The sequence below is a fragment of the uncultured Algoriphagus sp. genome (assembly GCF_963974365.1).
Lineage (GTDB): Bacteria > Bacteroidota > Bacteroidia > Cytophagales > Cyclobacteriaceae > Algoriphagus.
In genome coordinates this window covers 79,649-100,651 of record NZ_CAXBBX010000007.1, presented here as the reverse complement: position 1 = coordinate 100,651, position 21,003 = coordinate 79,649, and the positions used below count along the sequence as shown (strand labels likewise).

23 protein-coding genes are annotated in these 21,003 nt (G+C 37.0%); 20 read left to right on the top strand and 3 right to left on the bottom strand.

Annotated features, from left to right (window positions below; all coding sequences use genetic code 11):
- Window positions 1–11: 11 nt before the first annotated feature.
- The 9 genes from AACZ87_RS10980 to AACZ87_RS10940 all read left to right on the top strand — a co-directional run bounded on the left by AACZ87_RS10980 (window position 12) and on the right by AACZ87_RS10940 (window position 10,485).
- A complete protein-coding gene (locus tag AACZ87_RS10980) occupies window positions 12–632 on the top strand; it encodes a GIY-YIG nuclease family protein (protein ID WP_339867131.1) in 621 nt (206 codons plus the stop codon).
- A gap of 470 nt (window positions 633–1,102) precedes the next feature.
- Window positions 1,103–1,468 carry a hypothetical protein gene (locus AACZ87_RS10975; RefSeq protein ID WP_339867130.1) on the top strand — a complete coding sequence of 122 codons (366 nt, stop codon included), beginning with the start codon at window positions 1,103–1,105 and terminating at the stop codon, window positions 1,466–1,468.
- 53 nt (window positions 1,469–1,521) lie between these two features.
- A complete protein-coding gene (locus AACZ87_RS10970; RefSeq protein ID WP_339867129.1) occupies window positions 1,522–2,118 on the top strand; it encodes a hypothetical protein in 597 nt (198 codons plus the stop codon).
- A 259-nt stretch (window positions 2,119–2,377) separates the two neighbouring features.
- Complete coding sequence (locus AACZ87_RS10965; RefSeq protein WP_339867128.1) at window positions 2,378–4,396, top strand: hypothetical protein; 2,019 nt, start codon at window positions 2,378–2,380, stop codon at window positions 4,394–4,396.
- A gap of 2 nt (window positions 4,397–4,398) precedes the next feature.
- Window positions 4,399–5,340, top strand: coding sequence for a hypothetical protein (locus AACZ87_RS10960; protein WP_339867127.1), 942 nt, complete (start codon window positions 4,399–4,401; stop codon window positions 5,338–5,340).
- Between the two features lie 10 nt (window positions 5,341–5,350).
- Window positions 5,351–7,876 carry an Hsp70 family protein gene (locus AACZ87_RS10955; protein WP_339867126.1) on the top strand — a complete coding sequence of 842 codons (2,526 nt, stop codon included), beginning with the start codon at window positions 5,351–5,353 and terminating at the stop codon, window positions 7,874–7,876.
- A 5-nt stretch (window positions 7,877–7,881) separates the two neighbouring features.
- Complete coding sequence (locus tag AACZ87_RS10950; RefSeq protein ID WP_339867124.1) at window positions 7,882–9,654, top strand: AAA family ATPase; 1,773 nt, start codon at window positions 7,882–7,884, stop codon at window positions 9,652–9,654.
- Between the two features lie 2 nt (window positions 9,655–9,656).
- Window positions 9,657–10,196: a hypothetical protein gene (locus AACZ87_RS10945; RefSeq protein ID WP_339867122.1), complete on the top strand. Its 540-nt coding sequence runs from the start codon at window positions 9,657–9,659 to the stop codon at window positions 10,194–10,196.
- Window positions 10,186–10,485, top strand: coding sequence for a DUF6804 family protein (locus AACZ87_RS10940; protein ID WP_339867120.1), 300 nt, complete (start codon window positions 10,186–10,188; stop codon window positions 10,483–10,485). Before AACZ87_RS10945 ends, AACZ87_RS10940 begins: the two co-directional genes overlap by 11 nt.
- Window positions 10,486–10,617: 132 nt before the next feature.
- Here AACZ87_RS10940 and AACZ87_RS10935 read toward each other — a convergent pair whose 3' ends face one another.
- The 3 genes from AACZ87_RS10935 to AACZ87_RS10925 all read right to left on the bottom strand — a co-directional run bounded on the left by AACZ87_RS10935 (window position 10,618) and on the right by AACZ87_RS10925 (window position 12,077).
- Window positions 10,618–10,887, bottom strand: coding sequence for a hypothetical protein (locus AACZ87_RS10935; RefSeq protein WP_339867118.1), 270 nt, complete (start codon window positions 10,885–10,887; stop codon window positions 10,618–10,620).
- Window positions 10,888–10,894: 7 nt separating this feature from the next.
- Window positions 10,895–11,641 (bottom strand): ParA family protein, encoded by a 747-nt coding sequence (locus AACZ87_RS10930; protein ID WP_339867116.1) that lies wholly within the window; start codon window positions 11,639–11,641, stop codon window positions 10,895–10,897.
- Window positions 11,642–11,708: 67 nt separating this feature from the next.
- Window positions 11,709–12,077: a helix-turn-helix transcriptional regulator gene (locus tag AACZ87_RS10925; RefSeq protein ID WP_339867115.1), complete on the bottom strand. Its 369-nt coding sequence runs from the start codon at window positions 12,075–12,077 to the stop codon at window positions 11,709–11,711.
- Between the two features lie 661 nt (window positions 12,078–12,738).
- Between AACZ87_RS10925 and AACZ87_RS10920 the strand changes: the two genes are divergently transcribed.
- The 11 genes from AACZ87_RS10920 (at window position 12,739) to AACZ87_RS10870 (ending at window position 20,996) form a co-directional block, all read left to right on the top strand.
- A complete protein-coding gene (locus AACZ87_RS10920; RefSeq protein WP_339867114.1) occupies window positions 12,739–13,308 on the top strand; it encodes a GNAT family N-acetyltransferase in 570 nt (189 codons plus the stop codon).
- Window positions 13,305–14,225, top strand: coding sequence for a helix-turn-helix transcriptional regulator (locus AACZ87_RS10915; RefSeq protein ID WP_339867112.1), 921 nt, complete (start codon window positions 13,305–13,307; stop codon window positions 14,223–14,225). The genes AACZ87_RS10920 and AACZ87_RS10915 overlap by 4 nt, the downstream gene beginning before the upstream one ends.
- Before the next feature lie 148 nt (window positions 14,226–14,373).
- On the top strand, window positions 14,374–14,739 hold the full coding sequence (locus AACZ87_RS10910) for a hypothetical protein (protein ID WP_339867111.1): 366 nt from the start codon (window positions 14,374–14,376) through the stop codon (window positions 14,737–14,739).
- Window positions 14,736–16,064 carry a relaxase/mobilization nuclease domain-containing protein gene (locus AACZ87_RS10905; protein ID WP_339867110.1) on the top strand — a complete coding sequence of 443 codons (1,329 nt, stop codon included), beginning with the start codon at window positions 14,736–14,738 and terminating at the stop codon, window positions 16,062–16,064. The genes AACZ87_RS10910 and AACZ87_RS10905 overlap by 4 nt, the downstream gene beginning before the upstream one ends.
- Window positions 16,065–16,073: 9 nt before the next feature.
- Complete coding sequence (locus tag AACZ87_RS10900; protein WP_339867108.1) at window positions 16,074–16,724, top strand: ParA family protein; 651 nt, start codon at window positions 16,074–16,076, stop codon at window positions 16,722–16,724.
- The gene (locus tag AACZ87_RS10895; protein ID WP_339867106.1) at window positions 16,703–17,053 is read left to right on the top strand and encodes a hypothetical protein; all 351 of its coding nucleotides are present in this window, start codon (window positions 16,703–16,705) and stop codon (window positions 17,051–17,053) included. Before AACZ87_RS10900 ends, AACZ87_RS10895 begins: the two co-directional genes overlap by 22 nt.
- Entirely contained in the window at window positions 17,050–17,439 is a 390-nt protein-coding gene (locus AACZ87_RS10890) for a hypothetical protein (protein WP_339867105.1), read from the top strand. Before AACZ87_RS10895 ends, AACZ87_RS10890 begins: the two co-directional genes overlap by 4 nt.
- An 87-nt stretch (window positions 17,440–17,526) precedes the next feature.
- Complete coding sequence (locus AACZ87_RS10885; RefSeq protein ID WP_339867103.1) at window positions 17,527–17,856, top strand: DUF4134 family protein; 330 nt, start codon at window positions 17,527–17,529, stop codon at window positions 17,854–17,856.
- 61 nt (window positions 17,857–17,917) lie between these two features.
- Window positions 17,918–18,223 carry a DUF4134 domain-containing protein gene (locus AACZ87_RS10880; protein ID WP_339867101.1) on the top strand — a complete coding sequence of 102 codons (306 nt, stop codon included), beginning with the start codon at window positions 17,918–17,920 and terminating at the stop codon, window positions 18,221–18,223.
- Entirely contained in the window at window positions 18,223–18,549 is a 327-nt protein-coding gene (locus AACZ87_RS10875) for a DUF4133 domain-containing protein (RefSeq protein WP_339867099.1), read from the top strand. The genes AACZ87_RS10880 and AACZ87_RS10875 overlap by 1 nt, the downstream gene beginning before the upstream one ends.
- On the top strand, window positions 18,507–20,996 hold the full coding sequence (locus AACZ87_RS10870; RefSeq protein WP_339867097.1) for a TraG family conjugative transposon ATPase: 2,490 nt from the start codon (window positions 18,507–18,509) through the stop codon (window positions 20,994–20,996). The genes AACZ87_RS10875 and AACZ87_RS10870 overlap by 43 nt, the downstream gene beginning before the upstream one ends.
- The last annotated feature ends 7 nt before the right edge of the window (window positions 20,997–21,003 follow it).

Sequence of the window (21,003 nt, the reverse complement as noted above, 5' to 3'; positions counted from 1 at the left end):
TTGTAAACTCAATGAATTCAATAATCTCCAAAATATCCCAAGACCAAATCAATTTCTTAGATCATCATGGGATATCGCTAGATCTTCTTTTTGACATTGGTGGAATGAAGAAGAAAGATTACCTAGAAGCCATGAAAGAACTAAAAAAGGAAATTGGATTCAATGCAAACCCTTGTACTGGCCTCATGCATACGCTTAAGGATAAGTATGGCCATTGTATCCAATGTGAAACCAAGCATATTTCATTTATCAAGAGGACTAAAGGTTTCACTTACATAGCATACTCTAGGAATAGCAAATTGGTAAAAATAGGATTTACCGAAAATATTGAAGGTAGGGAAGATTCGCTTGTGAGGACAACATATGGTGGGGAAACGGATTGGAGGGTATTTTACCATGTTTTCAGCGAAAGTGCTGCAAAAGTTGAAAGAGCAACGCACAAAGAGCTATCTAAATTTCAAACGTTCAGGGAGTATTCACATGATGGTTATTTTCACTACGCCAGCGAGTTATTTACTTGTTCTGCCTCAATATCCAAAGTGACATTGGAATCGAAATTGAGAGAGTTAGGAAGGACCCCTGGGAAGGCCTTTTTTAAATTAAATTTGGTAGAACAGTTTGATAAATCTTGAGAGGTGGTAAAGCATTCATAATTTATTGAAATTTTATTGAGTACCTGAAAATACCCAGTGCAGGGTATTTTTTTGTTTGAGATAATCCTTTTCTTGCAGATAACTTCTAAGAGAAAGTAGGCAACCATTCCTTGATCCTGATTTGAGGTATGACTTGGTTCTTTTGAGATAAAATCCTTGGGAGGTAATTAAACCAGCTTTTTTTACTATTCGGGCATAAATCCAGAAACCATTTACCTGCTTTGGCTTTTAGGCAGAGATCTAAATGAAAAATATCAAGTGGGAAACTTTAGCAATTTATGTTGATAAGCAGTTTCTGTCGAATACCTTTCCGTTAATCCGGAGAGCATGATAGAGTTAATTAACATTATCAAATAAATGAGATATACCCCCAACTACATGTGGATACCTGTCTGGTGTGCGTAATTATCACCAATTGGAGATATGCAATCGTAGCAAATATTAAAAATATGGAATACCAAAACACTAGATATGCAGTAGTTAAAGAACCTAAACCTGGAGCTGCTCTTTATTTTGAACATGCTTATTGTTTACATAATACCCCTCTAAGTGTTATGTCAACTACAAGTGATATTTTCCGAGCACAAAATCCAAAGCCCATTGAAGGTTTTGTTCTCGTTCCAGATGAAAAAATGGGTAATTGGCATGATGCAAAGTCGGAAATAACAGCGCTTACCTTAGGAATAATTAGGCGGAACTTTATTGCTGATAACCGAACAGACAAACTTCTAAAAGAAATTGAAAAATCAATAAATCAATATGGTAAGGCAATCAAGGTGAGCAAGGTGACCTCATTACCTCATTCCGTAAGATAAATGAAGAAATTAATTTTGATGCCAATGAAGCCGAATCATTTCTAGATAATTTAATGATTTCATCCACGACAGCCTATTATAGAAAAAATGGTTTATATACAGTCCCTGTACTCGAAAATGCTGATTCGCCAAATTGGATAGGAGGAAATAGTTTAGAAGATGGTATTGAACTAGCATTGCTAGACTTACCATTAGTTAAGCCTGAAAACATCGAGTGGGAACAAGTAAAGGAAATTCGTGATGATGAAATATCAATTAAACAACTTAGGAGATCGAGATTGTTTTTGGACGGACTAGATCACTCAAAGGGAAAGGCTTATATACAAGATTTGTTGTTGACTAAAGTTGAAGACTATGAAATAGCTGCGAATAAACATGGTTTTACCACACGTAAAGGTCCATTAAAAGCTTTTCTAAGTTTAAAGCACATACCTAAACTTTTATCATATGGAATATGTGCTTTACTTAATCCTGGATTGACATCTGTTTCGGCTATTATGGCTGGACTTAGTTCTGCAGAGCTAGGAGGAGCTGTTAAACAAATTGGTGACATTGGACTTTCCATTAAAGAAAGAAAAGTAATGAAGAGATACGATGGACAAGATAAGGATATTGAATATTTGGTGAGTATTAAGAAAAAATTAGAATAGCAGTAAGCATTTGCTAAACCTGTTTGTAAGATATACTCTATGTAGAACCATCCAAATATAAATAGTTGTACGGCATACAAGAAAAGCCACCGCACAAACAGCACATTTGGTTTTTGCCGAAACGCACAGCTAACGCTGAAAAAACCAAAAGAGCTGTTTTTTGCCAACGCTCGACCGAAAAATGAACAGAATACGGAAAACCGTAATAAAGATATAGAATGAACAGTATTTTTAGGAACTTAAAGCCAACCGAAGAAATATGGAGTTAATACAAAATAACCCCTATCGTATTGCGGGTATTCTCTCAAACGCAACGGATAGAGAGTTACAACGTCAAAAAGGAAGAATTGCAGCTCACGCTCGGGTTGAAAGGGATACAGATTCAGAATTCGATTTCCATTTTTTACCAAAAATTTCCCGAAAGGAAATTGAAGTTGTAAACAAAGCATTTTCAAATGTTGAGCAAAACCAAGATAAGGTAAATTATGCCTTGTTTTGGTTTTTAAATGCCAGTCCATATGACAAGACGGCAATTGAATATCTGAAAAATGGTGATGAAGAAAAAGCGCTTGAAATTTGGGAGAAAGTAACGACCGGCAAAGATGTTAATTCCAAAAATTTCTCTGCGTTCAACAACTTGGGTACCTATAAACTTTTAAGTCGGAATAAATCAGACGTAAAAATGGGAATTGAAGTCAAAATCAAACTAATTGAATCTGATTGTTTTGAAAATTTTGTTCATTCTGTTGCGGATGAAACATATATCATTAACAAGCAAAAACAATCTGAAAAACTGATTGATGATTTGCTATCGCAATTCAAAAATCAGTTTTCAAGTTCAGAAACATTGGAATTGTTTAGGGGATGTAACGGAATTACTCAAAAGTATCTTTCTAAAAAATTCACAGAAGAACCATTACATAAAATTGAAAGCCAAATTGAGAGTTGTAAAAAGAAACGAAAAGCAGACAAAGGCAGAGCTTATGAATTTGGTTTAAAATTATTCACAAACACAAAGGACGATTTATCACTTCTCAATTCATTACTTGGAACAAGCGATTTAAAATACAAGGCCGTAGCAGACCAATTGGCAAATGAAATAATGCAATGTGGCATTGATTATTTTAATGAAAGTCAAGAAAATGACTCAAGCGAAGATTTCTTAAAACAAGCCCTGGAATTAAATGAGACAGCGTTGTCAATTGCGGTTGGAAAGTTAACAATAGATAGGGCGAAAGATAGTCTTAATACGCTTGAAGAAATGAAAGACCGAGAGGTCGCACAAGCAATTGCCTTATTACAATCCGTGAAGGATGCTTATGAAACTAATGAGCAACAAATAAGACAACAAGTTAAAGAGCTGAAGGAGAGTGACCCATTGATAAGACTTGGTCACAGAACTATTAACCAGTCCGCTGTTGAAGATAACATCAAGAATTCTATTGATTGGGATAAAGTAAATGATTTACTAAAAGAAATTTTACCCGATGAGAGTTTAGAAAGAATTAAAGCAAGTACTAATAACGAACTTAAATCTGAGTTTACAGAATTAGCTTTTTGGCTTAAAGAATATTCACAAAGTAATTCATTGATTAGCAGAATCATTGAAAAATACAAAAGAATACCACCGAAACTATCTTTCAAAATTGTATCGTCTGTTATAACGAACACCGATAACAAGCCTCTCTACACAAAATTTATAAGATACATTGGTTTGAACCTTAATTTGGATGTAACAAGCGATATGTCTGTAACCTTTTATCTTAAATATATAAACCCAAATGGCAGTCTTAAAAGGAATTCCAAATCTTCTCCAAAAGGATATTCCCAGTCCGTAACAAAAAAAATAACTAAGCAAACTAGCAGAGTGATTTTACCAGGATGGGGGAATTCAGAGGAATGTACTTATGATATCGGAGAACATCGAATAGAAGTTTATATAGATGAATATTTGATTCACACCAAGAAGTACGCAGTTGATCTAGCACCATCTGAAAGGTTTGAGAAAGAAATAGCTAGTACAGAAAAGAAACTAAGGGAGATAAATAAAATGGATTACTATGAATCCGAAATCAGGTCTGCCAAAAACGAAATGAGCGAAATTCAGAAATTCAAATTGTTTAGAGGAAGCTCAGAAAAGCAAAGTCAAATTCAAGCACAACAGGCTAAAATTGACAAGCTAATTCAGCGATCCAAAGAAGAAAAGAAAAAAGATGTCCGAACTCAGGAAGAAAAAATATACAAATTAAAAATGGAGCTTTCAGCAGCAAAATATTAACTATGAAGAAATTTTTACTCATATCGCTCTTTTTTGGAGCAACCAATCTTTTTGCTCAACAGCAACAGGATTCAATCTTGGTTAAGGAAATTCCGACCATAAAAAACAACGTATTTCAGCAACGGCAAGAGATTGATGCTTTAACTAAAAAGCTGAACAACCAAAATAATATACTTGGAAATCAAAGCCAGACTATTTCAGTTTTGCAGGGCGAGAACAAGAGTTTAAATACTTCAATCGATAGTTTAAGCCAACTCATCCAAACGAACAGTCAAAATATTGCAACCAATTCCAACGAGCTTGGGACTAAAATCCAAGAAACAGGTCAAAGAGCAGATACGCAAATTGCACAATTGGACAACAGCGTTGAAAAAAACCGATTGTATTGGATAATCGCCACTTTGGCAACTCTTTTATTAGGCGGTTTGATTTATTGGTTGTTGGGCAAACGTATTAATTCGAGTAAAACAGATGTCGAAACCCAAATCAGAAATACCAAAGCCTCACTTGAAGAAGAAAGTGTGAAGTTGGACAATAAATTATTGGAAGTTTTAGAAACTCATTTAAAACTAAAACAGGAAGAAAGTAAATCACAATCAAATATATATTCTGAAAAAGCAGACCATTCACTTGCTCTAAAAGTTGCTGATGAAATCGTAAGAATGCAAAAGAACATTTCGCGAATGGATGCAGATATAAAAGGTCTTAAGCCATTGGAAAAGGGCATTGAGCGTATTCAGGCAAACTTTGCAGCAAATGGTTATGAAATGGTCAATTTGTTAAACAATGAATATGACGAGCGAATGAATATTGACGTAATTAACTTTGTTGAAGATGACACATTAGAGTCTGGCAAAAAAATAATTTCTAAAATCATAAAACCGCAAGTAAACTTTAATGGCATCTTGATTCAAAGAGCACAGGTTGAAGTTTCTCAAAACTAAATTTTACAAAATGGCCAGAACAAAAATTGATTACGGGATTGACTTGGGAACAACCAACTCGGCAATTTCGAGAATGGAAAATGGTGAAGTAAGAATCATCAAATCACTAGACAAACAAAAAGACACAACACCTTCTTGCATAGCCTTTAACCCCAAAGGGACTTTGTTTGTTGGCGATAAAGCATACGATAGTTACAGGTCTAACAGTCTCAAAAGTCTGTCCAACAAAACCCCTTTAAACGCTTATGTTGAGTTCAAAAGAACTATGGGTACTGACAAAAAGTATCATAGTACTTACGTTAACAAAGACTTTTCATCAGAAGAACTTTCATCAGAAGTACTAAAAAGGCTTAAAGAATATGTGCAGGACGAAAATATAAACGCTGCGGTCATCACTGTTCCTGCTGCATTTAAGAACAACCAAATAGATGCCACTAGAAGAGCAGGAAAGCTAGCAGGTTTTGACCACGTAGAAGTACTTCAAGAACCAGTTGCTGCATCAATGGCTTATGGACTTGACAGTAAAAAGAAAGATGGTTTTTGGTTAGTGTTTGACTTTGGTGGTGGAACTTTTGATGCTGCACTGCTAAAGGTAGAAGATGGAATAATGAAAGTAATTGACACTGAAGGAGACAATTATCTAGGAGGTAAAAATTTAGATTACGCTATTGTTGACCAACTGATTATTCCTCACATTCAAGAAAGATTCTCCATTGACGATTTGCTATCAGACGACATAAAGAAAGAAGAATATCGAAGTGGATTGAAATTTTTTGCAGAAGAAATAAAGAACAACCTTTCATTTAATCCATCACATAATATCTATGTTGACCCGGGAGAATGTGGTGAAGATGATGAAGGAGAAGAAGTTGAAATTGATTTAACAGTTACACAGGAGCAGCTTAAAAATGTCCTTGACCCCATTTTCCAAAAAGCAATTGATTGCAGTTTAACTCTTATAAAAAGGAACAACTTGAAAGGCAGTTCTTTAGATTCCTTGATTTTGGTAGGTGGCCCAACACTATCACCAACTTTGAGAGAAATGCTTGAAAAGCAAATTTGCAAACCTGATACAAGTGTCGACCCTATGACTGTTGTTTCAAAAGGTGCTGCATTATATGCTTCTACTGTTGAATTATCCGAAGAAATCAAAGAGCAAACCAGAGACAAAACAAAAATTCAGCTTGAAATTGGACACGAATCATCAACCGTTGAAACAGAAGAATTTGTAACACTAAAAATTTTAGAAGACAGAACTGAAGGAGAAATCCCCGAAAAAGTTTTTGCTGAAATCAAAAGAGGTGATAATGCTTGGTCAAGTGGCAAAGTAGAGATAAACACAATAGGTGAAGTAATAGACGTTCAATTAAACGAAGGAAAAACTAATGTTTTTGGAGTTACCCTTTATGACGACAAAGGAAACCTGCTAGAAAGTGAACCAAATTCATTTAGCGTTATTCAAGGTTCGAAGATTGGAAGTGCAACACTTCCATATAATTGGGGCATTGAGATTAAATTGAAATCCACAGGAAAAATTGTTTTCAAGGAAGTATCAGGATTAGAAAAAAACAAATCACTTCCTGCCACAGGAACTAAAAATGGTCTAAAAACTCAAAAACAAATTCGTCCAGGAATGGATTCTGATTTTATCAAAATCCCACTTTACCAAGGCGAACACGGTTCAGATGGAACAAGGGCGATTTATAACGAACACGTTTACGACATAGTTATATCAGGTGCAGATTTACCTGCATTGCTTCCAGAAAATTCAGATGTTGATTTAACTATGCATATTGATAAATCACAAAATGTTTCTGTCCAAGCATACTTTCCTTATTTAGACCATACTTCTGAAATTGAAGTTCCAACCGACACAGTACAATCAGTTGATACAAAATGGTTATCAAACGAAATTAGAAAGGCAAAGGGAGCAGTTTCTGAATTAAAGAGAGGTGGTAATCATTCTGATGATGCAAAACTGAAAAAAGCAGAAACAGAATTAGAGAATATCGAAAAATCTTTTGGGAACAATAAGAATGATGTTGACGGAAAACAGGAAGTACTGACCAATCTTCGAAAAACTCTCAAAACCATTGACGAACTAAACGAAACAACGGAATGGCCAAAATTGGAAGCCGAATTAAAAGAAGAATTTTATCGCCTAGAAAAAGTAAATAATGATTTAGGGAATGAAAAAACTACGCAAGTTGTCAATCAATTCCGTTCGCAATTAGATGAAATCATCAGAGCTAAAGACGTTAAATTTGGAAACGTTCTATTGGAAGAAATAAATAGCTTCTTTGTTCAAATAACTTTTATTTATCAACTAATTGGTTTTGTACGACATCATAATGACAATTTCGGTTCATACAATTGGAAAGACAGTAGCAGAGCAAGAACCTTACTAAATAAAGGGTTGCAAATTATAGGAGAAAATCCAGATGTAAATGAATTGCATCCAGTAGTTATTTCACTAATTGACTTATTGCCAAATGATGAACGTCCAAGTGGTGATGATTCAGTTTTAGTCGGCTAATTAAAATGAATAAGACACTTTACATATTATCTAAAGGTCAAAATATTGACGCAAAATATAAGATAGCGTTTTCCCTTAAAAAAGGGACTTACGCAGAAACTTATCGCGTAAAAGACCAAGAAGAAAAAACCAAATTATTAAAACTGTTTGCGTTCTCAAAATTGGATAGAACTCAATTTGATGAAAATGGTGATGTTCTAGAGATTGAGGTTTCAAAGAAAGTCAAGCATCCCAATTTGGTTAAATACTGTGATAGTGGCGAACTGCTTTTAGATGGTCAAAAATATGCTTACGCAATTCTTGATTTCATCAGTGGTGAAACCTTGGCAGACAAATTAAAAAGAGAACAAACCATTAATCCTTATGAAGCTAAAAACATCATTTCAGGCGTTTTAAATGGATTAAATTATTTACACGCTCTTGATAATCCAATTATCCACAACGACATTACGAACTTGAATGTGATGTTAGATTTATCAGGTAAAGTTTCGATTCCTAGAATCATTGACTTTGGATATGCTCGTTTTTTAAGTCAGTCGAATAAGGATTTTTTAAAGGAAGGTTTAAATCCATTTTACCAAGCCAATGAAGCATTCAACAAAGTGTTTTCAGTTCAAAGTGATGTGTTTTCGGTTGGTGCATTATATTATCACTTGTTGGAAGGATTACCACCTTGGTTCGTTGAAATTTCAAAATACAAAGCAGATTCAATAAAGTTAGAGGATGCCGTTATCGAAGAAAGAAAAAAGCCATTAAAATTTTTGTCAGTTACAGACCAACAAACCCAAAACATAATTAGCAAAGCATTACAGTCAAATGCTGAAAATCGTTTTAAGAGTGTTAAAGACTTTATTAAATCAATAAACGGAGAAATGGAAGTGCAACAGCTTTCATCACCGCAAGAAGTATCTAAACCGAAACTAAACGAAATAAAAAAGGGAAAGGGATTTTCAGCAATTGCAGGAATGCAGGAACTGAAAGACACTATCCAACTTGATGTAATTGATGCTTTAAACGAAAAGGAACGTTATGCAGAGTATGGCTTGACCATTCCAAACGGAATGTTACTTTATGGCCCACCAGGTTGTGGTAAAACGTTCTTTGCAGAACGAATGGCAGAAGAAATAGGTTTTAATTTCTATCAGTTAAAGCCATCTGATATTCAGAGTAAATATGTGAACGAATCTCAGGAAAAAATCAAAAACCTTTTTGATGAAGCTCGTGAAAATGCACCAAGCATCATTTTCATTGATGAGTTGGATGCAGTTGTTCCTAATCGTGACAACTCGAATGTAAATCATATGAATACAAGCGCTGTAAATGAGTTTTTAGCACAAATGAATAATTGCGGAGATGATGGCATTTTTATTATCGGTGCAACCAACAGACCTAATTCAATTGACCCAGCTATATTGAGAGCAGGAAGATTGGACAAAGTATTTTTTTTGCCACCACCTGACCTAGAAGCTCGTGAGTTAATGTTTAAACTTTACTTGGAAAAAAGACCAAGAGAAGTTGGTTTAAACTATTCTGAACTTGCAAAAGCAACAGAAAACTACGTTTCAAGTGATATAAAATTCCTTTGTGATGAAGCTTCGAGAAAAGCACTTAAAATGAAATCAAGAATTTCCAAGGAAATTTTACTTGATACAATAAACAATAATAAGCCTTCAATTAAGCTAGATGAATTGCACAGCTATATCGCTATAAGAGCGAAAATGGAAGGATTATCAGAAAATACTAACGACCGACCAAGAATCGGTTTTAAAAACAATTAGATATGGAAACATTACATTTCAATAAACTACTGCTAAAGACAGCATTTTCTTGTATGGCTTGTGATGGCGATATTGACAAACGTGAGGTCAAACTTATTAAGCAATTGCAAAAGGAACGTAAAACCTTTGGAGAAATTGACATCAATGCCGAATTGGACACGTTGCTACTTGCTATCAATAAAGACGGTCATCAATTTTTAAAAGGTTATTTCAATGAACTTACTGCTACTGAATTAACAGAAGCAAATGAACTGAAACTTATTGAAGTTGCAATTGACACAATTAAAGCAGACGATAAAGTTGAATACAGCGAAATCAAATTTTTTAAAGTAATTCGTTCAAAGCTGAAAATTGACAACGAGCCAATTCTTGAAAAACATCCAGATTTTGAAGACTATTTGGAACAAGATATTATTACTGATTTATACTTATCAAGGTTGCAAGACGACTTTTTTGACACTCATATTTCAAATGAATTTGAGTTGATAAGTGAAATTGATGATGATATTTTTGATAACGTTAAAGACAAAAATGAAGAATAGTGAAGCTTTGATAAAGATTGCTCTAGCAATTCTGCTGTTTTTGTGCCTGTTGGATATGCCATACGGATATTATCAATTTGTCCGTTTTGTTGCTCTAATTGGTTTCGGAATATTAGCATACAAAGCAAATGAACAAAATCAGAAAATAGAAATGATTATTTACGGTGGACTTGCCCTACTCTTTCAACCATTTTTTAAAATAGCACTTGGAAGAGAAATGTGGAACATAGTTGACGTAATTGTCGGAATTGGATTAATTGGAAGTATGATTAAGAATAGAACGAAATAAGGCTGTCTCAGATGGAGGGTAATCTATTTCGATGAAGGTTGGTGTCTGATTCAACTTTTAAGCCAATAAATCTCAGTTTATTACTAGACTTTTGAGACAGCCCATCTTTCTAGTAGAATGGAATATTTTTTCCTAAATCCCATAATGCTCAGCCACTGCCTTCAGAATCATATCTCTCATTGATAACTTGGTTTCTCTACCAATCTCATATTTTAGCTTTTCAAACATATCAGTTGGAATCCGGAGAGAGTAGATTTTCACATCTTCAGTGTCAAATTCCTTACTGGATGTTTTTTCTTTTTGCTGTGGTTCAGGTTCTGGGTTGATCAGCATTCCTAACCCTCTTTGTTTGGTACCCAGATTTTTATTGTTTTTGCTCGGGTCGTTTAGCTTCTTTGCCATGTCAGTTTCAGTTTAGTTTGGTGATAATTTCCTCGACTAGCATTTCGTAGTCCTTTGCTCCGTTGGATTCCGGTGCATAGTCAAATATGCTTTGTCCCTGCAGTTGGGCTTCGGCCAATGCTACATTGATCCTGATTTTTGTGTCGAAGACCTTATCCTGCAGATCCTCGGTCAATTTTTCAATTATGGTTTTGGTCAAAACCCTTTGTGTGTTGATTTGGGTGATAAAAACTCCGCCGATTTCCAGATTTTCGTTTAGGTTTTCTTTTACTTCCTGGACTATTCCCAACAGGCGGTCAACTCCTTTATAAGCAAAGTATTCTCCCTGGAGAGGTAGAAGGATTGTATCACTCGCTACCATGGCATTTACGGTCAGGAGTCCAACGGAAGGAGGGCAATCTATGATCACATAATCATAATTTGGGCGTACCGTTTTAAGCAATTTGTTCAGAATCTGCTCTCTCCCGATTTTGGAAACGATTTCCATTTCTGCACCCAAAAGATCAATAGAGGAGGGTACCAAATCTAGGTTTTCTGAAATGTTGAGAATGGGTAATTTTTTGTTTTCCCGGATGGAGTCATATACCGATTCCTCTGGATCTACTATCCCAAACCCCTCTGTTAGGTTTGCTTGAGAGTCGATATCTAGTAAGAGAACTTTCAATCCTTTTTTCGCAAGACCAGCACCGATATTTATGGAGGAAGTCGTTTTGCCCGTTCCTCCCTTGTGGTTCATAATTGATATAGTTTTCATTGGCTTGAAATTTAATCCAAGATACAAAAAATCATTTAGGTAAAAATGTATTTATATAAAAATGTATTTATTTTCTACTGAGTTCAGCCTCAAGATTCTTGATGGTTTCGAGGTATTGCATTTTTTCAGTTGATAGATGATTAATTTCCTTTTGAAGTCTATCAATCTCCAATTTCAGGTTGGAGATTACCGTGTGATCTGATTGGGAATGAATTTCATCTACTTGCGTGAACATTTCTCCTTCGCCGGATTCCAACCAAGTGATGTTTACATTATGCTCTCTTTTAAGAAGGATTTTAATTTTTCCAGAGACATTGTTTTTGCCTCTCTCGATATCTGAATAGCCAGCTTGAGTCAATCCAATAGAGGAAGCGAATTCCACTTGGGTTTTACTCAAAAATTTTCTAACAATTTTTAACCGCTGATTTTCAGTCATGAGCGAGTATCTCTATTAAATAAACTAAAAAACATGTTTTGAAATATCGCAAAACCATATATTTGTATATGTGGGTATATTCAAACGGAGTAGTCCACTAACCTTTCACAATTTGGGCGCTCTACGCGATTAGTAAAGACTGCCGTTCGCTGGTTTATGCGGAGGAATAAGGCGTAGATCTATTTCCTTTTGTTGATTGTTACGCTATCGATCTGTACAAATATATACTTATAAATGTATTTAAAAAGAAGGTTATTGGCGTTTCTCAATCAAGTCATTCTTATATGTTGCTATATACTGATATATAGATAAGAATTTTCGGGATATGGCAAAATATAGCCGTGTAAATGTCTGTATATCAAAATGATGGGACGTTTGTTTATGGCGAGCGCATAAAATTTACCCATCTTTTTGAGACTAAAAAATACGTCTAGAGATCGACGATCGTTGAAGATATGCCTTCGGGTTTCGCCCATGGTTAAATTGAAAAAAGAAGGTTGAGGAACCCTTTGCGTGTTCCATGCAAGTTGTGTATTTGTATAACAAATTCTGTCGAATTTTTTATCACAAACACTTCCTTGCCATTTTCAGATTCTTCTCAGAATCATTCAAATGGAGGTATTTCACCTCGCAACTCGGTAAAATTTTAATCGACTGAATCATGAGAAAATTCATAGAACAGGATAGAAAAAACATCATTAATATATTAGTCAAATCTTTTAAAGGGAATAAGTCAGTTGATTTTGTAGTTGGCAAATCAGCCAAAGGAAAAGAGATCCTGATGGAATACAGCTTGGAAAATTGCTTGGAAAATGGGGAGGTATATATTTCTGACACCGGGAATTCCTGCGTCCTTATAAAGTATTCTGACCAAAAAAGTAAGCCACTAAAGCTATGGATTTGGGATCTGAAACTTGCCCTCCGGGGTATTGGGATTCCTAGAATTCCCAAAGTTCTGAAAAGGGAATCAAGCATAGAAGAAACCCAGCCTAAGGATCCATTTTTGTATGTGTGGTTTATTGGGGTTCAGCCGGAAAGTCAAGGAAAGGGAGAGGGGTCGAAGCTTTTAAGATCCGTTCTTGAAATTGCCAGTGAGAAAAACCTTCCGGTATGTTTAGAGACTTCCACAGAACGTAATTTCAAATGGTATGAGAATTTTGGTTTCTCAGTTTATTCTTCATCCAATCAATTTGGATTTCCATTTTACTTCTATAGAAAGGACGTACTATGACAGTTTTTGGAACAGAAATGCATCTGGTGACATTTATTTTTGTCCTGGTAGAATGCATCTTTTTTGTGCAGCAATTCATAATTCATCTCCAGAGGCCATCTGAGAAAAAAAGGTTGTACTACCTGATTTTACTAGGGCTTCTGATTATTTATAATGTAGCCGGTGGTCTTTTTCCCGATCCTGATCTTTCCTTGCCCATCAAGATTCAGATGAATCTGGCTTATGGTTCGGGTTTCTTTATGGGAGCTTTCTTTCCCTATTATTTCTACAAGGCTTACGATATGGAAGAACTCCGTTGGCAATCCAAATACGGAGTTTGGTTGTTCCTGATACTTCCGTTTTTCTTGTTTTTCTGTATTCTTTATCCCTTATCCAATGATCTACCTAAGACACTTTGGTACGGGCTGGCCATTCCTTTAGGGTATGCTTTTTTTCTTGTCTATAAAATTTTGGATTCAATCCGCGAGAAATTCAAAGACAATAAAACTTCCGCGGAAGCAATACTTACTTATTTAGCCATGTGCCCCTGGGCCTTACTTCCATTATTTAGCTACATAGAAGCTTCTCAATTCATAGAAGTGATTTTTACAAACTGTGGCTTTATCATCATCACCTTCTTATTTGTGAAGCAGGTGATTTATGAAAACAGAGAGGCCTTCGAAAAGTTGGAACGGTTTGACCTGCAAAAGGAGCTTGACACAGAAGGATTGTTCAGTCAGTGGTGCACTGAAACGGGATTAACTCAAAGAGAATCCGAAGTGGCAGAGCAGGTTTCCCAGGGATTGACGAGTAAACAAGTTGCTGAAGTACTTTTTATTTCTGAAAGAACCGTAAATAAACACCTCCAATCGATTTATCGAAAATCAGAGACTAAAAACAGGGTTGAGTTGATAAACTCACTAAACTCCTATTCATAATACATTTTAGAAAGGGAGAACCCTTCAGATAGGTATATGTGCGTATATGGAAATCCATTTACGCATATATGCCTATATCTCATTTTTGCGTAGTTCTAGGTATTTTTTTTCTCCTAGGCAATCAGATTCTTTACTCAAAATTAATTCGATGAAAGACAATGCTGCCACTTTGAAATTGGTGGCATTTAGGATTCATCCGAACCAGGAAGCACAGATTATAGCCGATTCTAAACGCCTAAATATCTCCAAAAGCGAACTGGTCAGAAGGAAACTTAATGGTTCAGAAGCAAAGATCATTGACACTTCCGGAATCTTAAATGCCATCGCGAAAATTGTATCAGAGCAAGCCAGAGTAAACAATAATATCAATCAACTGGCTAAGCATGCGAATACCTATAGGGACAAAATTTCTCTTAAGCTCTTTCAGGATCACACTATACAGATGGCAAAGCATCTTGAATACCGGGACAATATGAATAAAGTTTTGAAACAGATATATCAGGCAATCAAATGAGAGCTAAAATTCTATCCAGTACAAGTTCATTCAACGGGGTAACCTACAACACGAATAAAACGCAGAATGAAAAAGGAGAGCTGACCAGGCTTCGGAATTTTGGCTATCTGCAGGACACCAAGGAAGTAGGGCCGAATGAAGTTAAAAACTATCTGATAGCCCATTCAAACAGAAATTCCATTGTCAAGAACAAGCAATTTCATGCTATGATCAGCTGCAAAGGAAGGGAGTATTCCAAAGAGCAGCTGACCGATATTGCCCATGAATGGGTGGATAAAATGGGCTATGGAAGCAATCCTTTTCTGATCGTTTTTCACAAGGATACTGCGAACAATCATGTCCATATCGTTTCCTCGAGAATTGATAAGGAAGGCAAAAAGATCAGTGATTCATTTGAAAAGCTGAGAGCCCAAGAAGCCATTAACGAGATCATGCGATTGAATCCGAGGCATGAAGCTGGGAAGGCTGTCGATAAACTAAAAGGATTTCAATTCAGTACAAAAGCCCAAGGGATGATGATTCTGGAGAATTTGGGATTCAAGCTAAGAGAGAAAAATGAGCAGTTGGAATTGACCAAGTATGGTTCGGTACAGGGGGCAATCCCAATGTCAGAAATCCATCATAAAATTAAATCTTATGAAAAGGATAAGTCCCGATCAAATCAATTAAAGGCGATTCTTGACAAATACTCAAAGGTTTACCAAAGCAGTCCAGCTCCACTTTTCGAACCATCTACAAGCAACTTAAAGCAAAAACATATTGGCTATCGCTCTGACCTTGGAGATTTTCTCAAGGACAAATTTGGAGTTGAACTGATCTTTCATGGGAAAGAAACCAAGACTCTCTATGGCTATTCCATCATTGATAATTCCAGTAGGATCATTTTCAAAGGAAGTGAAGTGTTCCCATTGAAAAATTTGCTTGAGCAGGCAAGTGAGAATAAAGCCTACCAATCAAAGGATAAAATCAAGGATCTATCAATTGATAGGATTGGTGGAAAGGTGAAGCTCCAATCCGCCCTCAACGATTTTCCTACTGTTCGAAAAGGCATGGAATATCATGCTCTTCAGTTTGAGAAAAAGGATGGGGATTCCTATTTGAAAACATCCGAGGGAGACATTCCAACCAAGGATATTCTTTCGGCAGATCAGCAGTTGGAGCTATCAAAATATTTCAGTGAGTCAGGAGAGCAATCCATCAATCAGAATCAAGAAGAATTCGATTTGATGCCAATGCTGAATATTGCTGATGACGTGGATGACGAAGCCATTCACGGTAAAAGAAGAAACAAAAAACGCAAAGGAGATAATGAACTCACTAGATAAAAACTACCCATGATAATTCTATTCGCAAATCAAAAAGGAGGAGTTGGGAAAAGTACTCTAGCAGCGCTGTTTTCCAACTTCGCAGTACAAAAAAGGGAGAGAAAAGTGAAAGTCTTTGACATGGATTTCCAACAGTCACTGTACAATAAATACCTCAATTCGGCTCAGCTGGAAAATGAAAAGCTGTACGAAGTAGAGCTGTCAAGCATTCCCGGATTCAAGTCCATTCAGAAAAGAGCGAACAATGATCCCACAATTCTCACTGTCATAGATCTGGCGGGAAAAATGGACGATGACAACCTGGTGCAGGTGTTTAAAGAATCCGAATTGATCATTTGCCCATTCTGCTATGATGAATATAGCGTGACCAGCACTTTTGAATTTTGCTATGTGGTCAAAAAGGTGAATCCGTCAAGCCGGATCATCCTGATACCAAACCGGGTCAAATCATCTGTCAAATACGAAACACTGGATAGTGTCAAACAGGCACTAAGCCAGTTTGGTGAGGTGACTTCACCTGTCTCGGATCGGATTGATTTTCAGAGGCTGACTACCTCCTATACCCCGGAATCTTTGGTGCCTATCCTAGATCCGATTTTCAACAAATTATTCGATGACTACATAGAAGCAGAATCCAAATGGGAAACGGAGACTACATAAACAAGCTAGTGAAAGGTGTCCGGGGAGAAATTCCACTTCCAGAAAATGAGGAAAAGGTAGTCACTGAGCACTTGGAAAAATTTACTGAGATAAAGGAAAACCTTGACTTCATGAAGCTTTTGGACAGCATAAGAAATTTTGAAGTGAATGGGGGAGCTCACAGGTTAATCCGCATTGATGCGAGGACCGAGGGAATTTTAAAGCATGTAAAATCCATACTTAAAATTGACGTGACCACTTTTGTGAATTTTTTGTGCTGGGATTTCTTGGAAAACCATCCGGAGCTGATCAACAAAATCGAACAATCACCAAAAAGTAAAAAAGCATGAACTGGACAGATTTCTTCTTATACCTAAGCCTTTTCTATGTAGTGTATTATGCCATAAATGTGGTGGTCGATGTCTTACGAAAACCACGATTGACCGAAGCAAAAGAAGGGGAGGGATACACCTTTCAAACTGACCTCAGTGAGTTTGGGGAGACCCCTACTGTCATAGAGGACGATGAAACTATAGATAGAAAATCAGAACCCGCTGCACCGGCTACTTCGACCGAAGAATCGGTAAAAAGGGAGGAAGGTTCCAAGGAAATCGAACTTGAAATCAATGAGCCAAATCCGATCAAATCTACAGGCGGGGTGACCAACCTAAATTCCTTGTTTGTGCTTGCCAAGGAAGGCACAATTGAAATGAAAAAGAAAGTGGTGTTCTCATGAAATCGAGCATGATGAAAACGGCAAATACTGAGATGAATATCAACCCTGCGAGATTCCATATGACCATTAAAAAACAATTATAGACAGATGAAAATCCATCCTCTTCTACTTCTGAGTGGCTTCTTTTTACTCATTTTGGTTTTGTCGGAAGCTGAAGCCTTTGGGCAATCTCCTCCTGGCGTATCCGAATTTCAAGAGGTGGAGAGAGATATGAAAAAATTCTATGTGGCTCTCTCCAGACTGTCATTTGTAGTCGGAGCTGTCTCTGGATTATTAGGAGGTCTGAGGGTCTATAACAATTGGCAAATGGGAAAACATCATATCGATGTTCAGGTGATCAGCTGGTTTAGCGCCTGCCTTTTCTTAGCCACCATGGGTTTTTTTCTCAGCGGACTATTTGGGGTGCCGCTTACTTAAGGACTATCAAATCAATCAAACATAGTTAGTTAAATATTTTAATATCAAAACCACAAAAATCATGTTCAACAGAACCAAAAAAATCATCGCGAGTGCATCAATAATGACCCTTGCAACACTATCTGCTAGAGCCCAAGGTGTTCAAGGAATTACAGCAGCCGAATCCTCACTGCTTACTTATGTAGATCCCGTGGCCAGTCTTTGCCTAGTGATCGGTGCAGTAGTGGGGATCATCGGAGGAGTAAGGGTTTACATCAAATGGAATTCTGGCGATCAGGATATCAACAAAGAGCTAATGGGATGGGGCGGTTCCTGTCTTTTCATGGTGTTGGTGAGTGTGATTATCAAGGCGTTTTTCGGAGTCTGATGGCAAAGCAATTCCCGATATATAAGGGGCTTCAGAAGCCTCTTATATATCGAGGTTTTCAAGGGAAATTCATTGGGTGGGGAGTTGCCTCCCTAGTTATAGGTGTCGTGATGGGAGGCCTAATCGGAAGTTTGACAAGCATGGTTTTAGGCGGTGTAATCACCATATCAGTGATAGCAGCAGGCCTTTTCATCACTTCCCAGCAACAAAAGAAAGGTTTGCACAGCAAAACAAAGTATGTAGGTGTATTTCAGTTCGCTACATCCTTAAAATCAAAAGAATCATGTTCAAGAAAAAAAGGAATGAATTTAAGTTGCCCTATTTAGGAGTAGAAAATGAGATCAAAGGTTTTCATTGTCTATTCAATCTAAAGGGAGATTTTGGGGTTGTGCTGAAACTGGATAATCCTGTTTTACAATATTCCGCAGATTCATCCAAGTACGATTCCTTTCATCAGCTATACAACAATCTGATTAAAATATTGGGGGAGGGACATTTAATCCAAAAACAGGATGTTTTTTCTAGAAATACCTACAGCGAAAAATCCTCAACCGAATACCTACAGCAAAAGTATGACGACCATTTCCAAGGACGGCAATACACTTCGCTAAAAACATTTTTGGTTATCACCAAAAGGGCAAAAGGCAAGTACAACGAAAAGTCAGTGAATGACTTTATCCAGACACTCGGAAAGGTGACAGATCTTCTCGAACGCTCTGGGATAAAAGCTGAAGCTCTTAACAAAATAGAAACTGACCGATTTGTAGGAAGGATTCTCAGCATGAACTTTCATGAAGAAAGATTAGTGCTGAACAATTTACTGTCAGAAGAAACTCAAGTGGAAAGTGGAGATAGGGCTTTCCGTTCAATCACCTTGGTTGACACCGACAAGGTGGAACTTCCTGAACACGTCAATACACATTTGGAACGAAATGATAAGGATAGTCTCAAAGGGTTTCCTGTCGATAACATGGGTTTTCTGTTTGATATCCCCAATTTCCAAACTGTAGTTTACAACCAAGTCATTGAAATTATAGAGCAGAGACCAATCCATACAAAGCTCGAATTGAAGCGGAAAAGACATTCTGGAATGCCAGATCCTGCTAACGATATGTGTGTTGAGGATATTGACAGGCTTTTGGAGGATGTAGCTAGACACAATCAACTTTTGGTCAACTGCCATTTTAACGTGGTCGTTTCAGCTAAGAAAGAACATATCCAAACAGCTTGCAATTATGTGGAATCTTCCTTGTTCCAGCAAGGGATCGTCGCCAACAAAAACTCTTATAATCAACTCGAACTGTTTAGGACACTGCTTCCCTGCAATACTGCAGAACTGAAAGTGTACGATTATTTTCTAACCACTTCTGATGCGGCCTTATGTTTTTTCTTAAAGGAATCACTAAACAAAGACGAAGAAAGTGGTTTTCAGATCCGCTTTACGGATAGGCAAGGAATTCCGCTGAAAATAGATCCAGCTGACTTGCCAATGGAAACCAACCGCATTAACAACAGAAACAAATTCGTCCTTGGCCCTTCTGGTTCTGGGAAATCATTCTTTATGAATGCTCTGATCGAGCAATACTGCATGTGGAATAAAAGGCCTGATCCCAAATGGCTTATGGACGTGGTCATTGTAGATACGGGACATTCCTATTCAGGATTGTGTCAGTATTACCAGGGAAAATACATTACCTATACCGAAGAAAAACCCATTACAACCAATCCATTTTCCATCTCGGAAGAGGAATACAACATCGAAAAAAAGGACTACCTCCAAACGCTTGTTTCCCTGCTTTGGAAAACAGCAGAAGGGACAGTCACACAAGTAGAAGCAGACGTAATATCGAATACTATTTCAGGCTACTATTCTTCTTTCTTTTCTGAGGAGAGTAAAATAGACAGGCTTTGCTTCGATAGCTTTTATGAATATGCTCTTGATAAAATTCCAGAAATCATTGAGCGTGAGAGAATCGGATTTGAACTGGATGAATTTCGATTTGTCCTCAAAAAATTCTACAGGGGAGGGGAATTTGAAAGCCTTCTCAATGAAGCCGTAGATCAATCCCTTTTCACCGAATCTTTTGTGGTTTTTGAAATCGACAGTATCAAGGAGCATAAGGTTCTTTTCCCAATAGTTACGCTCATAATTATGGATGTTTTCATTCAGAAAATGAGGTTCCGAACCAAGTACCGCAAGGCTCTGATTATCGAAGAGGCCTGGAAGGCCATAGCATCCCCACTCATGGCTGGGTATATTCTTTATCTCTATAAAACAGTTCGGAAATTCTGGGGTGAAGCAATTGTGGTGACCCAGGAGCTTGGCGATATCATCGGTAATGCGGTAGTCAAAGATAGTATCATCAACAATTCCGATACGGTTTGCCTGTTAGACCAAACCAAATTCAAGGATAACTATTCCCAGATAGCCTCTCTGCTTTCCATCAATGAGAATGAACGGAAGAAGATCTTCACCATCAACCAACTCAACAACCAAGAAGGAAGGGGAAGATTCAAGGAAGTATATATAAGGCGTGGGGCTACTGGTGAAGTGTATGGAGTAGAAGTGTCCTTATATCAATATCTAACCTATACCACTGAAAAGCCTGAAAAATCGGCGGTAGAAATCTATACCGAGGCATTCGGCGATTATCAAAACGGACTGGATGCCTTTGTTGAGAATTTTAAAGCTTCCCAGCTTTCCCTACACAATTTTATTAGAGAAGTCAATAAGCAGGGTAGCCCTATAAGAGAAGCTTTGATTCCATCATAACCCCATA